At 75.4% G+C, this 15,937-nt stretch carries 6 protein-coding genes; 5 read left to right on the top strand and 1 reads right to left on the bottom strand.

Translation table 11 applies throughout. From position 1 onward, the window contains the following. Positions 1-18: 18 nt before the first annotated feature. Positions 19-1,251 carry a PP2C family protein-serine/threonine phosphatase gene (locus tag ACQEUU_RS22160; protein WP_433068709.1) on the top strand — a complete coding sequence of 411 codons (1,233 nt, stop codon included), beginning with the start codon at positions 19-21 and terminating at the stop codon, positions 1,249-1,251. A 190-nt stretch (positions 1,252-1,441) separates the two neighbouring features. After that, a complete protein-coding gene (locus ACQEUU_RS22155; RefSeq protein WP_433068707.1) occupies positions 1,442-2,302 on the top strand; it encodes an FRG domain-containing protein in 861 nt (286 codons plus the stop codon). Here ACQEUU_RS22155 and ACQEUU_RS22150 read toward each other — a convergent pair. After that, on the bottom strand, positions 2,299-3,048 hold the full coding sequence (locus ACQEUU_RS22150; RefSeq protein WP_433068705.1) for an alpha/beta fold hydrolase: 750 nt from the start codon (positions 3,046-3,048) through the stop codon (positions 2,299-2,301). The two genes, ACQEUU_RS22155 and ACQEUU_RS22150, sit on opposite strands and share 4 nt — an antisense overlap. 908 nt (positions 3,049-3,956) lie before the next feature. Between ACQEUU_RS22150 and ACQEUU_RS22145 the strand changes: the two genes are divergently transcribed. From ACQEUU_RS22145 to ACQEUU_RS22135, 3 genes are read left to right on the top strand one after another with little or no spacing between them, the layout of a single operon-like run. After that, the gene (locus ACQEUU_RS22145; RefSeq protein WP_433071934.1) at positions 3,957-5,270 is read left to right on the top strand and encodes a thioesterase II family protein; all 1,314 of its coding nucleotides are present in this window, start codon (positions 3,957-3,959) and stop codon (positions 5,268-5,270) included. Between the two features lie 11 nt (positions 5,271-5,281). Further along, complete coding sequence (locus tag ACQEUU_RS22140) at positions 5,282-10,444, top strand: amino acid adenylation domain-containing protein (protein ID WP_433068704.1); 5,163 nt, start codon at positions 5,282-5,284, stop codon at positions 10,442-10,444. Beyond that, entirely contained in the window at positions 10,441-15,936 is a 5,496-nt protein-coding gene (locus tag ACQEUU_RS22135) for an SDR family NAD(P)-dependent oxidoreductase (protein ID WP_433068702.1), read from the top strand. The genes ACQEUU_RS22140 and ACQEUU_RS22135 overlap by 4 nt, the downstream gene beginning before the upstream one ends. Position 15,937 lies beyond the last annotated feature (1 nt).

Raw genomic sequence — 15,937 nt, 5'->3', positions numbered from 1 at the left:
AATAGGGGGCGAAAGGCGATGAGCGGCCCTCGTGAGGTCCATGACGCGTTGAGCGGGCTGCTGCGGGAAGGCCAGCAGGCCACGCTGGAGGAGCTGCCGCTCCTGGCCTCCCGGCACGCCCCGCGCGTCGGCGTACGGCAGTGCCTGATCTATCTCACCGACCTGCAGCAGACCACGCTGCGGCTGCTCGCCCAGCACGACGGGCCGGCCGGCCACGCCGGCGCTCCGGACGACGTCGCCGAGGACAAGCCGCCCGACGAGCTGCGCATCGACGTCACCTTCGCCGGCCGCGCCTTCCAGGAAGTGCGCATCCTGCGCAAGCCCGCCGAGAGCGGCATGGAGTGCTGGTGGGTGCCGCTGTGCAACGGCGCCGAGCGGCTGGGCGTGCTGCGCGTCCTGGTGGAGGCGCCGGACAGCGCGGCGGAGGACGACGTGGTCGCCCTGGCCGGGCTGCTGGCGCTCCTGGTCGCCGGCAAGCGCTCCTTCAGCGACTCCTACACCCACCTGGTGCGCTCGCGGCGGATGAACGTCGCCGCCGAGATGCTCTGGCACCTGCTGCCGCCGCTCACCTTCTCCAACACCGAGGTGACGATCGCCGGCGTGCTGGAACCGGCCTACGAGGTCGGCGGCGACGCCTTCGACTACGCGCTCGGGGACGGCGACGTCCACCTGGCCATCTTCGACGCGATGGGCCACGACGTGGCCGCCGGGCTGGCCGCCAACCTGGTCATGGCCGCCAGCCGCAACCTGCGCCGCCAGGGCGCCGACCTGGCCGAGGCGAGCGAGGCGATCGAGAACCTGATGCTGCGCGAGTTCGGGGAGACGGCCCGGTTCGTCACGGCCGTCATGGCCGACTTCGACCTGCGCACCGGAATCCTGTCGTGGGTGAACCGCGGCCACCACCCGCCGGTGCTCATCAGGGGCGGCCGCTGGATCACCACGCTGGAGTGCCCGCCGACGCCGCCGCTCGGGCTCGGACTGGAACTCCCGGTGGACATCTGCCACGAACAGCTCGAACCGGGCGACCGGCTGCTCCTCTACACCGACGGCATCATCGAGGCGGGCCGCCACCGCGGCGAGGAGTTCGGGATCGTACGGTTCGTCGACTTCATCGTCCGTCACTCCTGCGCCGACCTGCCGGTGCCCGAGACGCTGCGCCGGCTCATCAAGGACGTCATGGACCACCATGACGGCTGTCTCCAGGACGACGCGACGGTGTTGCTGACCGAATGGCACGGCCGCGCAGTCTGAGCCGCCCTGTTCGAGCCGCCCTGTTCGAGTCCGCCCTGTTTGAGCCGCCCTGTTTGAGTGCGTGCCGCCGTGGCAGCGGAGGTGCCGTGGTCCGCCGTACGGAGGAGACATGGCACGACGCCGGTCATCAGCGCCGCCATCGGCGCAGCTCACCGGTGTGAACGGAAGGCCCGGGGGCAGCGGTGCGGGGATGAGGCTGCACGAGGTGTCGTCCTGGCGGGAGCTGGACGACGCGATCTGCGAGGCCAGCAGGCCGCGCGGAACCGGCCACGCGCATTCGCCGCTGGTCTTCCGCGGACTGGCCCGCAGCACGTACTCGCACGTGTCGAGCCTGTCGCGGCTGCGCGGCGACTACGCCGCGCTGGAGCCGCACCTGGTGCGCAACTTCCGAAAGTACGCCTGCCGCGCCACGCCGGGGGAGACCGTGTGGGACTGGCTGGCGCTCGGCCAGCACCACGGGCTGCCCACCCGGCTGCTGGACTGGACGTTCTCGCCGCTGGTGGCGCTGCACTTCGCGACCGCGTCCTGGCCGGAGGACGACGGGGCGCTGCTGGCCGTCGACTGCGAGAGGGCGCACCGGCTGCTGCCCGGCCCGCTCCGCGAGGAGCTGGACCGGGAGGGGGCGCTGGTGTTCAGCACCGAGATGCTCGCGCGGGCGGCCCACGACCTGGAGGGGTTCGGCCGGCTGGGCGGGGACCGGCCGTTCCTGGCGTTCTTCGAGCCGCCGTCGCTGGACGAGCGGGTGGTCAACCAGTCGTCGGTGCTGTCGGCGACCTCGTCCCCCGCCTACCAGGTGCAGGAGTGGCTGGCCGCGCATCCGGGGCTGTGGCGGGGCTGGCTGATCCCGGCCCGGATCAAGTCGGAGATCAGGGAACGGCTGGACCAGGCCGGCATCACCGAGCGGGTGCTGCTGCCGGGACTGGACGGGCTGGCGGCCTGGCTGCGCCGCTACTACACGCCGGGAGAGGTCGGCCGCGGCGCCGGTGAGGACGACGGCAGCACGATGGCCGGCGGCTCCGGGCGGCAGGAGGAGGGCTGGATGGGCGCTTAAGGCCCGGCCGCCCTCGCGGCCTCCGCGATCAGCGCGGCCGTCATGCCGCCGTGCTGGAGCGGGAACGTGTGCGCGCCCGGGACCGTCACCGACCGGCCGCCGGGGGCGGTGATGGCCAGCCCGTCGGCCCACGCCTTCGGGCACATGCGGTCGCGGGCGCCCCGGACGACCAGCACCGGGCAGGAGATCTTGCCGATCAGGTATTCCGGCGCGTCGGCCTGCGCCGTGCGGACGCACCGCAACACCGCGGCCGGTCCGCCGCGCAGGAAGTACGGGACCGTGGCGGACAGCACGCTCGGCGACTCCCGCACGACCGTGCGCAGGAAGGGCAGCGCCGCCCGCGGCAGCGTCCGCTGGCGCGGCGGGAACGTCGGCCCGAGCAGCACGAGCGCCCGCACCCGCGCCGGGTGCGCGGCGGCGGCCCGCAGCGCGGCCTGGGCGCCGCTGGAGTGGCCGGCGAGGATCACGGGGCCCTCGGGCACCGTCTCCAGCCAGGCGCCCACCACCGCGGCGATGGCGGGCACCTCGGCCGGGCACGGCCGCGGCGGCCGGTGCCCGAACCCCGGCACGTCCAGCAGGAACGCGCGCGCCCACGAGGCGCAGCCGGCCAGCGTGTCCTTCATGTAGCCGACCGCGCCCAGGCCGGGCAGCAGCACGACCGTCTCGCCGCCGTGCCCCGCCTCCAGGCTGCGCACCCGGCGGCCGCCTGCGACGTCCCAGCGCTCACGCACCCGCAATCCGCTCACGAGCGACGCCCTACCTTTGTGCGACGCGCCCAAACCCGAGGGGGTTTCTCCATCACCCGGGTGCGCATTCCCCGGTGAAATGGTCATGATAATGACAGGGAAATAAACCCGCCCGCTTCTCCCGCATTCTTACAGCGTCTGTTGAAACCAGGACGCGCCGGTGTCATGAAGTCCGCCCTGGCCGGACCGGGCAGGGGTTCCGGTCCCGGGATAACGCGGTCGCTCACCTGGTCACGGTGGTTACGGCCGATATGTGGCGAATGTCGGCGTGTCTTGACAGGTCCCTATTCAGGTCACCCTGGAGAGGCGTGTGATCACGCAGGAGGCGGCCGCCCGGCCCCCGTCCGTAGTGCCGGGCGGGCGCCGCTCTGACGAAAAATCGCATCGGCCGGGAATTCTTGTCACGAGCTGAACGGCTGGAGGGGCGCAGCTCGCGACGGACGGTCCGCAGCGGGCGGGCGGAGACGCGCCGGCGACCACATAGCGGGACGATCACGACTAGAGCCTCCCTGAGCGGGATAATTCAGACATAAAGCCCAGAAGTCCCAGGATTCGGTCCGCCGTATCGGAGTTTCGGTCACATTCGGTCGTCAAGGTGCGCCATTATCATCCTGCGACCGTCTCGGCAAGAGTTCTCTGGGTCTCATTTCTGTCGCGCTGACGGAAGATGCCGCGGTAATGGCGGCGTTGACGCGGCCAACCCAACCTGGATATAAGAGTTCTTGCCGCGCCACCGCGCTGCATCGCACGAAATGAAGTGACGCTTGGTACTAATTCCCCATTTGCTCAGTTTGTTCCGTGATATTTGTCGAGGAGCGCCGTAACATGGCGATTGACGGCCTGTGCGTTGAGCGACGAATCCGCCACCCTTCGACAACCTTCACGGCTCGCCGGGGAGGTGCTGGACCATCACCGGCCTGACGGCGGCGCAACCCGCTTCCCACACCCTGGACTCTCCCATCGCCCGCACCCTGTTCTGCCTGCCCTACGCCGGAGGAGGGGCGAGCTCCTACCGCGGCCTGCTGCGCGAGCTCGACGGCCTCACGGTGACCCCCATCCAGCTCCCCGGCCGCGAGAACCGCATCGCCGAGCCGCCCGCCTTCACCATCGGCGAGATCGCCGACGAGATCGAGCCCGCCACCGGCGAACCGTACGCGCTGTACGGGCACAGCATGGGCGCGCGGCTCTCCTTCGAAGTGGCGCGCGAGCTGCGCCGGCGCGGCCTGCCGCCGCCCGCGCGGCTGTACGTCGGCGGCGGGCACCCGCCGCACCGCAAGGTTCCCCTCGCCGCCACCGCGGACCTGCCGGACGAGACGTTCATCGACCAGCTCGTCCGCCGCGCCGGCGCGCTGCCGGAGCTCAAGCACGAGCCCGAGCTGCGCGAGCTGCTCCTGCCCGTGCTGCGCGCCGACTTCGCCTGGATCAAGCGCTACCGGTACGAGCCGGAACCGCCCCTCGACACCCCGATCGTCGCCTTCACCGGCCTGGACGACGGCGAGGTGGGCGTCCCGGACCTGCTCGGCTGGGCCCGCCACACCACGGCCGGCTTCCGCCTGCGCACCCTCGCCGGCGGCCACCTGTTCGTCAAGGACCGGCCGGCCGACGTGGCGGCCCTCATCGCCGCCGACCTCGCCGGCACCCACCTCCTCCCGGCCTCCGACGAGATCCACCTCTGGCTGTCCACCATCCCCCCGGACGCCGAGGACCCTGAGGCGGCGCGGGTGCTGTCCGCCTACGGGCGCGACCCGGACGGCGGGCTCACCGCGGTGAGCTGCCGGGCCGGCGACCTCGCCCTCACCGCCGTGACCCGGGGCCTGGCCGCGGGCGCGGCGCTCGCCCGGCCCCGGCGGCGCGACGGGGGGAACGGCCGTCCCGGCGGCGCGTCCCCGGACTTCGCCGAGCACGACGACCCGGCGAAGTGGCTGAGCCCCTGGGAACGCGAGCAGGTCGAGGACGCCGCGGAGGAAGACCGCCGGTGGCTCGAACTGCGGGCCGTCACGGCCAAACGGGCGCTGGTCGCCGCGACCGGGGCCGCCCCGGAGTCCGTCGAGTTCCCCGACCTCGCCGACCCCGCCCCGTGGCGGGCCGCCGGCGAGCTGTCCAGCTGGCTGATCGTCCACCTGGCCGTGCCCACCGCCCGAGGTGAGGCGCCGGCCGCCGTGGCCGTGCCGCACGACCAGGTGCGGCTGAGATTCGACACGCTGCCCGACAGGGCCGGATGACGGAGCGACAGGTGACTATCGGGGCGCTTCTGCATGAACTCGTCACGGCCCAGGCCGCCCGCACGCCCGACGCGCCGGCGGTGCGGCAGTGGGACACGAGCCTCACCTACCGCGGCCTCACCGCGGCGGCCGGGGCGCTGGCGCACCGGCTGAAGGAGCTGGGCGCCGGGCCTGAGACGCGGGTCGGCGTCTGCGGCCGGCGCACGCCCGACCTGCTGGTGTCGGTGCTGGGCGTGCTGATGTCCGGCGCCGCGTACGTCCCGCTGGACCCCTCACACCCGCGCAGGCGGCTGGAGACGGTCATCGACGACGCCGGGATCACCGTGGTCGTCGCCGACCAGGCGGGCCGCCGCGTCCTCGGCGACCTGCCCGTCCGCCTCGTCGCCCCCGCCCAGGGCGAGCTCCCGCCCCCCGAACCCGCGGCGACCGTCCCCGGCGCGGCGGCGTACGTCCTCTACACCTCCGGGTCCACCGGACGGCCCAAGGGGGTCGTGGTCAGCCACGCCTCGGCGGTGGCGTTCGCGACCATGGCGGGGGAGTACTTCGGGCTGGACGCCTCGTGCCGCTCCATCGGGTTCGCGGCGCTCGGGTTCGACGTGTCCGTGCTCGACATCTTCGCGCCGCTCGCCCGCGGCGGATGCGTCATGTTCATCCCCGACGACGACCGGGTGGACCCGGTACGGCTGCAGCGGTTCCTGGAACGGCACCAGGTCACCTGGGGCACGATCCCGCCCGCGCTGCTGCCGCTGCTCGACCCTGACCGGCTGCCGTCGCTGCGCGACCTGCTCACCGCCGGCGAGCCCGCCGGGCCCGAGCAGGTGGCGCGGTGGTCGCGGCCGGGTCGCAGACGGTTCCACAACTGGTACGGGCCGACCGAGACGACCGTGTGCGTGGTCGGCACCGAGCTGGACGGCGCCTGGGACCGGCCGCTGCCCATCGGGCACGCGCTGCCGGGCTGCGACGCGTACATCCTCGATGACCAGCTGCGGCCGGTCCCGCCCGGCACGCCGGGGGAGCTGTGCATCGGCGGGCCGCAGCTGGCCCGCGGCTACCTGCACCGGCCGGGCCTGACGGCCGACAGGTTCGCGCCCGACCCGTACGGGAGGCCGGGCGCGCGGCTGTACCGGACCGGCGACCAGGTGGTGCTCGACGAGCGGGGCCGGATCGGGTTCATCGGCCGGCTGGACCGGCAGGTGAAGGTCCAGGGCCAGCGGGTCGAGATCGGCGAGATCGAGACCGTGCTGCGCGCCCACCCCGAGATCCGGCAGGCCGTCGTGGACGCGGGCACCGGGGCGGCCGGCCTGACGGAGCTGGTCGCCTACCTGACCCCGGAGGAAGCCCCGGTCCTGGACCAGGTGCGGGCGCACTGCCTGGAGAGCATGCCCGCCTACATGGTCCCGACCCGGGTGCTGCGCCTGCCGGCGCTGCCGCTGACCCCGGCGGGCAAGGTCGACCTGGCGGCCCTGCGGGCCCTGCGCGGCCGGCGCTCCGCCGAGCCCTCCCTCACCGGCCGGGGCGAACCGGCGGCCGATGCCGCGCCGGGCGGGAGCGCGGCCCCCGGCGAGGACGCCCACGCGACCGCCGCCGGACCTCCCGTCCCCGGCCAGGCCGCGCAGGACGGAGTCTCCGGCCGGGACCCGCAGGCGGCCGGCGACGGTGAGCTGGTGCGGGCCGTGGCCGCGTTCTGGGCCGACGCGTTCGGGAGCGCGCCGCCCCCGGCGGACGCCGACTTCTTCGCCTGCGGCGGCCACTCGCTGCTGGCCATGCGGCTGACCGCGCTGCTGCGCACCGGGCTGGGCCGGGAACTGGCCGTCGAGGACGTGCTCGCCGGCCGGACCGTGGCCGGGATCGCGCGCCGCGCCGCCACGGCGCCCGCGCTGCGCGAGGAGCCGCCGGGCGAGGGACCGGCGCGGCTGTCGCCGGTGCAGCGCCGGATGTGGTTCGTCGAACGGCTGGCCCCCGGCACCCCCGCGCACAACATCGCCATGGCCCAGCGGCTGACCGGGCCGCTGGACGTCGCGGCGCTGGGCCGCGCCCTGGCCTCGGTGGCCGAGCGGCACGAGGTGCTGCGCTGGCGGGTGCCGCAGACGGGCGGCGTCCCGTCCGTGGCGGTCACGCCGCCCGGTCCGGTGCCGCTGCCCGTCGAGGACGTGACCGCCGACGCTTTGCGCGAACGGCTCCAGGCAGAGGCCAGGCTGCCGTTCGACCTGGCCGAAGGCCCGCTGTGGCGGGCCCGCCTGCTCCGGCTCGCCGCCGGCGAGCACGTGCTCGCCATCACCGCACACCACCTGGTGTTCGACGGCTGGTCGCAGCAGGTGCTGTACGACGACGTCTCGCGGGCGTACCGGCAGGAGGCGCCGCCGCCGCTGCGCGCCACCTACGGCGGGTACGTCGGCTGGCTGGCGGCCCGCGACGGCGAGGCGGACCTGGCGTGGTGGAGTGAGCACCTCGACGGCGCGCCCACGGTGCTCGACCTGCCGCGCGACCATCCGCGCCCGCCCGTGCAGACGTTCGACGGTGAGTCCGTCACCGGCGAGACGGAGGCCGGGGTCGCCGCCGCCGTGCGGGAGCTGGCCGCGCGGCTCGGCTGCACCCCGTACGCGGTGCTGCTGGCCGCCTACGGGCTGGTGCTGCGGCGGCTGTCCGGCCAGCCTGACCTGATCGTCGGCACCCCGGTGGCCGACCGGCGCGACCCGGTGCTCGATCCGCTGGCAGGGTGCCTGGTGCAGGTGCTGCCGGTGCGGCTGCGGGTGGAGGACGACGCGCCGTTCGCCGCGCACGTGACCCGCTGCCAGGAGTCGCTGTCGGGCGCGCTGGCGCACCTGGACGTGCGGCTGGAGCGGCTGGTGGACCGGCTCGGGCCGGGCCGCGACCTGTCGCGCAACCCGCTCGTGCAGGTGCTGTTCAACATGTACGACTTCACCGAGCCGAGGCTGGACCTGCCCGGCGTGACGGCGGAGCCGCTGCCTCCGGGGCTGCCCGGCGCGCTGTTCGACCTGACCCTGTACGTGGGGGAACGGGACGGGCGGTACGTGCTGCAGGCCGTCTACAACCCGCGGCTCTTCCGCCACGAGCGGATCGACGCCCTGCTGAACGGCTACCTGCGGCTGCTCGCCGACCTGACGGCCCGCCCGGACCGCCCGGTACGCGAGCCCGGCCTGCGCCCCCTGCCCGCGACCACGCCGCGCCCCGTGGGCCCCGACGGGCGTGAGGCGGACGGGCGTGAGGCGGACGGCGCGGCCCGGCTGCCGGACGGGCAGGCGGCGCTGCCCGGCTGGGCGGGGCCCGGGGTGGTGGAGCGGGTGCTGGCGCGGGCGGCCGACGAGCCCGGCCGGGTCGCGGTCAGGGGCGAGGACGGCGATCTGACGTACGCGGAGCTGGCCCGGCTGGCCGGGGCGGCGGGCGGGGCCGTGACGGCGGGGGAGACGGTGGCGATCCTCGCCGAGCGCACCCGCGAGCTGCCCGCCCTGATGCTGGGCGTGCTCGGGGCGGGGGCGCGCTGGGCGGTGCTGGACACGGCGCTGCCGCCGGCCCGGCTCGCCGCGCAGGCGCGCGCCGCCGGCGCCACCCGCCTGCTGACCTGCCCCGGCGTCGAGGTGCCCGCCGACCTGGCCTGGCTCGACCCCGTGCAGCTCGACCCGGTGCAGCTCCATCCGGTGGAGGACGGCCCGGTGGAGGACGGCCCGGTGGAGGACGGCCCGGTGGAGGGCGCGTCCGGCGCCCGGCTCGCCCACACCTCGCCCGGATCCGCCTGGATCAGGGACCCGGACGAGCGCGGCTACCTGGCGTTCACCTCGGGCAGCACCGGACAGCCCAAACCCGTCCGCGCGCCGGAGCGGCCCCTGGCCCGCTTCCTCGACTGGTATCCCCGCGCCTACGGGCTCACCGGCGACGACCGGTTCGCGCTGCTGGCCGGGCTGGCGCACGACCCGCTGCTGCGGGACGCGTTCACCCCGCTGGTGCTCGGCGCGACCCTGCACGTGCCCGCGCCGGACCGGGTGCGCGACCCGGCCCGGCTGGCCGGGTGGCTGCGCGAGCGCCGGATCACCGTCGCGCACCTCACCCCCCAGCTCGCCGCGCTCATCGCCGCCGCCGGGGTGGAACTCGCCGACCTGCGGCTGGTGCTGTTCGGCGGCGACCGGCTCACCCACGCCGACGCCGCCCGCCTGCGCCGCACCGCCCCGAACGCCCGACTGGTCAACACCTACGGCACCACCGAGACCCCGCAGGCGCAGGCCCTGTACGAGATCGCCGGCCCGGCGGACCACGGCGACCCGGTCCCCGTCGGTCACGGCGTGGACGGCGCCGAACTGCTCGTGCTCGACGCGGCCGGCGCGCCCGCCGCCGTCGGCGAACTGGGCGAGGTCGTGGTCAGGAGCCGCCGCCTGGCGCAGGCGTACCTGGACGAGACGCTCACGCGGGAGCGGTTCGCCCGCGAGCCGGACGGCGAGACGGCCCGCTACCGCACCGGCGACCTCGGCCGCTACGACCCGGACGGCCGCGTCGTGATCGCCGGCCGCGCCGACGGCCAGGTGAAGATCCGCGGCTACCGGGTGGAGCTCGGCGAGGTCGAGGCCGCGCTGCTCGCCCACCCGGGCGTGCGCGCCGCCGCCGCCACGGTCGCCGAACGGCCCGGCGGGCGGGTGCTGCACGCCTACGCCGTCCCGGACGGCCCGGCCGCGGGGACGGGGGAGCTGCGCCGCCACCTGGCCGCGAGCCTGCCCGGTTACGCGCAGCCCGCCGAACTCGTCCTGCTGCCCGCGCTGCCGCTCACCCCGAACGGCAAGGTGGACCGCGCCCGGCTGCCCGCCCCGCCGCCCCGCCCCGCGCCGGCAGGCGGCGACGAGCCCGCCACCAGCACCGAACGGCTGGTCGCCGGCGTCTGGCGCGAGGTGCTCGGCCTGCCGGCCGTCTCCGCGTCCGCCAACTTCTTCGAGATCGGCGGGCACTCGCTCGCCACCGCGCAGGTCCAGGCCCGGCTCGCCGCCGCGCTCGGCCGCGAGGTGCCGATCGTCGACCTCTTCCGCTTCCCCACCGTCCGGGCTCTGGCCGCGCATCTCGACGGCGAGCGCGGCCCGGCCGGCTGGGACCGCGCCGCCCGGCGGGTCGCCGCGCGGCGGGCCCGACCCTCACTTCACCGGTCGCAGCAGATCAGACAGGAGAGCACCGAATGAGCCACGAAGAAGGAAACGGGGTCGAACCCATCGCGGTCGTCGGGCTGGCCTGCCGGCTGCCGGGCGCCGAGGACGTGCCGTCGTTCTGGCGCAACCTCGTGGAGGGCGTGGAATCGGTGAAGTTCCACACCCGCGCCGAGCAGGAGGCGCTGGGCGTGCCCGACTACCTGCTCGACGATCCCATGTTCGTCCCCGCCGCCTCCGTCGCCGACGACTACGGCGCGCTCGACGCCGCCTTCTTCGGCATGTCGCCGCGCGAGGCGGAGCTGCGCGACCCGCAGCAGCGCATGTTCCTGGAGCTGGCCCACACCGCGCTGGAGGACGCCGGCTACGACCCGGCCCGCTACCCGGGCGAGATCGGCGTGTACGGGGCCATCGGCTCCGACGAGTACCAGTGGCTGTACGTGCGGCCCAACACCGAGGTGTTCGCCTCCGTCGGCAACCTGGCCGTCTACACCGGCAACCACCCCGACTACCTGGCCACGCTCGTGTCGTACAAGCTCGACCTGCGCGGCCCCTCGCTCACCCTGCACACCGCCTGCTCCTCCTCCCTGGTGGCGCTGCACGTGGCGTGCGAGGCGCTGCGCGCCGGCGAGTGCGACATGGCGCTGACCGGCGGCGCGTCGCTGGAGCTGCCCGCCGAGTGGGGCTACCTGTACCACCAGGACGGCATCTACGCGCCCGACGGGCACTGCCGGGCCTTCGACGCCTCCGCGCAGGGCACCATCTGGGGCGGCGGAGGCGGCATGGCCGTGCTCAAGCGGCTGTCCGACGCGATCGCCGACGGCGACCACATCCGCGCCGTCGTCATCGGCAACGCGATCAACAACGACGGCGCCACCAAGGTCGGCTTCTCGGCGCCCAGCGCCGAGGGCCAGGCCGCGGCGATCTCGCAGGCGCTCGGCCTCGCCCAGATCGACCCGCGGACCGTCAGCTACGTCGAGGCGCACGGCACCGGCACCGCGCTCGGCGACCCGATCGAGGTCTCCGCCCTGGCGGGCGTCCTCGGCGCCGCGTCGGAGGAGACCGGCTGGTGCGGCATCGGCTCGGTCAAGACCAACATCGGTCACCTCGGCCCGGCCGCGGGCATCGCCGGGTTCATCAAGACGGTGCTCTCGCTGGAGAACGGCCTGATCCCGCCCTCCCTGAACTACGAGCGGCCCAACCCGCGCATCGACTTCGACCGCGGCCCGTTCCGGGTCAACGCCAGCCTGACCAAGTGGGAGACGAACGGCCACCCCCGCCGCGCCGGCGTCAGCTCCTTCGGCATCGGCGGCACCAACGCGCACGTCGTCGTCGAGCAGGCGCCGCCCTCCCCGCTGCCGACCGCCCGGCCGCGCCCCGCCCACCTGCTGCAGCTGTCGGCGCGTACCCCGGCCGCGCTGGACGCCGCCGTGCGGCGGCTGGCCGACCACCTGGAGGACCGGGAGATCTCGCTCGCCGACGTCGCCCACACGCTGCGCACCGGGCGCAGGCAGCACGCGCACCGGGCGGCGGTCGTCGCCGCCGACCCGGCCGACGCGGTCGCGGCCCTGCGCGAGTCGCGCCGCGTGATGCGGGCCAAGGCGGGCACCCCGCGCGTGGCCTGGCTGTTCTCCGGCCAGGGCGCCCAGTACGCGGGCATGGGCGCGGGCCTCTACCGCACCGAGCCGGCCTTCGCCGCCGCCGTGGACGAGTGCGCCGAACTGCTGCGCGAGGAGCTCGGCTTGGACCTGCGCACGCTGCTGTTCCCCGCCGACGACGAGCGGGAGGCCGCCGACGAGCGGCTGCGCCAGACGGCGCTGGCCCAGCCCGCGCTGTTCACCGTCGAATGGGCGCTGGCGAGCCTGTGGCGCTCGTGGGGGATCGAACCGGCCGCCATGATCGGCCACAGCATCGGCGAGTACGCGGCCGCCGCCGTCGCCGGCGTCTTCACCCTGCCGGACGCGCTGCGGCTGGTCGCCACCCGGGGCCGGCTCATGCAGTCCATGCCGCCCGGCTCGATGCTGGCCGTGCGCCAGGACCACGAGGAGGTCCGCCGCACCCTGCCGGACGGGCTCTCCATCGCCACCATCAACGGCCCCGGCACCTGCGTCGTCGCCGGCCCCGCCGAACTGGTCGAACGGTACGCCGCCACCCTCGACGAGGCCGAGGTCCAGCACACGGCGCTGCGCACCTCGCACGCCTTCCACTCGGCGATGATGGACCCGATCCTCGGCGACTTCCACGACGCCGTCGCCGCCGTGGCCCGCAACGCGCCCGCCGTGCCGTTCCTGTCGAACGTCACCGGCGACTGGATCACCCCCGAGCAGGCCACCGACCCCGCCTACTGGACCCGGCACCTGCGCGAGGCCGTCCGCTTCGGCGACTGCGTGGCCACGCTCGTCGCCGACGGCGAGTGGCGGCTGCTGGAGTGCGGGCCGGGCCGCCAGCTGGCCGGCCTGGCCAGGACGCAGCTGCCCCGCACCGCGCCGGCCCCGCTGCACAGCCTGCCCGGCCCCGCCGAGACCAAGGCCGACCTGGAGGTCCTGTACGCGGCCGCGGGCGCGCTGTGGACCGCCGGCGCGCCGCTCGACGCCGGCGCGATCACCGAGCCCGCCCGCCGCGTCCCGCTGCCGGCCTACCCGTACGAGCGCACCCACCACTGGGTTCCGACCGCGATCGACCCCGAGCTGATCTACCCCCGGCCGAAGCGGACCGGCGCGCTGCCGCAGGAGGAACGGTTCTCCGTGCCCGCCTGGCGGCAGGCCCCCGTCGCCGCCGCCGCGGCGGACTCGCTCGCCGGCGTCCGCTGCCTGGTGTTCGCCGGCCCCGCCGCCGAGCCGCTCCTCGCCGCCCTGCGCGCCGCCGGCGCCGACACCGTCCGGGTGACGCCCGGCGACGCGTACGGGGTGGCCGCCGACGGAACCGTCACCCTCAGGCCCGCCGCGCGCGAGGACTACGAGGCGCTGCTGGCGCACACCGGCGTCCCGGCCAGGATCGTGCACGCCTGGCCCCTCGACGGCGACCCTGCCGCCTCGGCCGAAGCCGCGAACTCCGCCCAGGACCTCGGCTTCTTCAGCCTCCTGTGCCTCGTGCAGGCGCTCGCCCAGGCCGACCGCGACGGCGGCGTCCACCTCGACATCGTCACCGCCGGCACCCAGGGCGTCGTCGGCGGCGACGTCACCAGGCCCGAGCACGCCACCGTCACCGGTTTCACCGGCGTCGTGCCGCTCGAGGCGCGCTGGCTGACGGCCCGCCACCTCGATCTGGAGGAGGGCGCCTACGACCCGGCCGCCGTGCTCGCCGAACTGGCCGCCGAGCCGGTCGAGCCGCCCGAGGGCGAGCCGCCGTCGCCGGTCGCGCTGCGCGCCGGCCGCCGCTGGCTGCGCGGCTACACCCAGGTCCCGGTCCCGGAGCAGGCCGACCCGCTGCGCCGGAACGGCGTGTACGTCATCACCGGCGGGCTCGGCGGCATCGGACTCACCCTCGCCGAGGACCTGGCCGAGCGCGCCCAGGCCCGGCTCGTGCTGCTCGGCCGGTCCGGGCTGCCGCCCCGCGAGGAATGGGACACCCTCGACGACGCGCCCGACCGGGTCCGCCGCGCCGTCGCCGCCGTGCGCCGCATGGAGCGGGCCGGGGCCGAGGTGGTCGTGCTGGCCGCCGACGCCGCCGACCCCGAGGCGCTGCGCCGCGCCAGGACCGAGGCGTTGGACCGGTTCGGCCGCGTCGACGGCGTCGTGCACGCCGCCGGCGTCCCCGGCGGCGGCATGGCCGAGGTCAAGGAGCGGGAGGCGGCCGAGGCCGTCATGGCCCCGAAGATCGCCGGCACGCTGGCGGTGCGCGAGGTCTTCGGCGACCTGCCGCTCGACTTCATCCTGCTGTGCTCCTCCGTCACCGCCGTGGCCGGCGGGTTCGGCCAGGTCGACTACTGCGGCGCCAACGCCTTCATGGACGCCTGCGCGCACGCCTGGCCCGGCCGGGTCGTCTCGGTCAACTGGGGCGCCTGGCTGGAGGTCGGCATGGCCGCGGAGGTGGCCGCGCCGGCCGCGTTCCGTGCGCTGCAGCGCGGCGACCGCGTCACCAGGGTCGACCACCCGGTCATCGCCCACCGGCACGAGAGCGCCGGCCGCAGGCCCTGGTACGCGGCCACGCTCTCCCCGGCCACGCACTGGCTGCTCGACGAGCACCGGGTCGCGGGCGTGCCGGTCATGCCCGGCACCGGCTACCTGGAGACGGCCCGCGCCGCGTTCGAGGCCGCGGTCCCCGCCCCCGGGCCTGGGCACGCGATCGAGCTGCGCGACGTCGCGTTCGTCACGCCGCTGTCCGTCGCCGACGGCGCCACCGCGGAACTGCGGGTGCTGATCACCCCGGCGGGCGACGGCGTGGAGTTCGAGATCGTCACCGTGACGGGCGGCGAGAGCACCCAGCACGCCCGAGGCTCGGCCGCCTGGGTCGCCGCCGAACCTCCGCAGTCCGACCTGCCGGGGGCCCGGCAGAGGTGCGCCTACGGCGGCGACGACGGGCCGAGCCCGTTCGCCTCCGCCTCCGGCCTGGTCACCTTCGGCCCCCGCTGGAACAGCCTGCGCTCGGTCCGGCAGGGCGGCGACGAACAGCTCGCCCGCCTGGAGGCCGGCTCCGACGTGGCCGCCGACCTGGCCGAGCTGCCGCTGCACCCGGCGCTGCTGGACGAGGCGACCGCGTTCATCTCGGTCTCCGGCACCCACAGCTACCTGCCGCTCGGCTACGGCCGCGTCACCGTGCACGCGCCGCTCCCGGCCCGTGTGTGGAGCCATGCCCGGCTGCGCGACACCGGCGGCGGCGAGGTCATCGCCGCCGACCTCACCCTGTACGACGACGCGGGCGAGGCGGTGGTCACCATCACCGACTTCGTGCTGCGGCGCATCGACAGGGAGGCCGTCACCCGCACCGTCGGCGAGGGCGCCCGGCGGCAGGCCGAGGAGGTCACCGTCGACGAGGAGTCGGCGGCCGCCGGCCAGGCGCTCGACGTGGACGGCACCAAGCGCGGCATCAGCCCGGCCGAAGGCGCCGAGGCGTTCCGCCGCGTGCTCGCCGCCCGTCTCGGCCCGCAGGTCGTGGTCAACGCCACCGACCTGCCCGAGTACGTGGCCGGCGTGCGCGAGCTGACCCAGGACACGGTCGCGGGAGAGCTGGACGCGGCCGCCGCGGCGGGCGGCGCCGAGGCGCTCCCGGACGACCACGTCGCCCCGCGCAACGAGCTGGAGAGCACGCTCGCCGGCCTGTGGGGCGAGGTGCTCGGCGCCCGCCAGGTCAGCGTCGAGCAGGACTTCTTCGAACTGGGCGGCAACTCCCTGGTCGCGGTCCAGCTGATCGCGCTCATCAGGAAGAAGCTCGGGGTCCGGCTGCCCATGCGCAGCCTCTTCCAGGTGCCGACCGTGGCCGGGATGGCCGCGCTCGTGGAGGAGCTGCGCGGCAAGCAGCAGGCCCCCGGCACCACCGGCACCACCGCCGCCACCACCATCAGCAGGCTCCCCCGGACGGAAAGGCACTGAC

This window comes from Nonomuraea sp. CA-218870, from assembly GCF_050936535.1.
Lineage (GTDB): Bacteria > Actinomycetota > Actinomycetes > Streptosporangiales > Streptosporangiaceae > Nonomuraea > Nonomuraea corallina.
This window is presented reverse-complemented; position numbering and strand designations above follow the sequence as displayed.

Excerpts from the sequence above, each read along its gene's own strand:
- ACQEUU_RS22155 (WP_433068707.1), top strand. The coding sequence starts at position 1,442 with ATGAGGCTGCACGAGGTGTCGTCCTGGCGGGAGCTGGACGACGCGATC.
- ACQEUU_RS22135 (WP_433068702.1), top strand. The coding sequence starts at position 10,441 with ATGAGCCACGAAGAAGGAAACGGGGTCGAACCCATCGCGGTCGTCGGG.
- ACQEUU_RS22160 (WP_433068709.1), top strand. The coding sequence starts at position 19 with ATGAGCGGCCCTCGTGAGGTCCATGACGCGTTGAGCGGGCTGCTGCGG.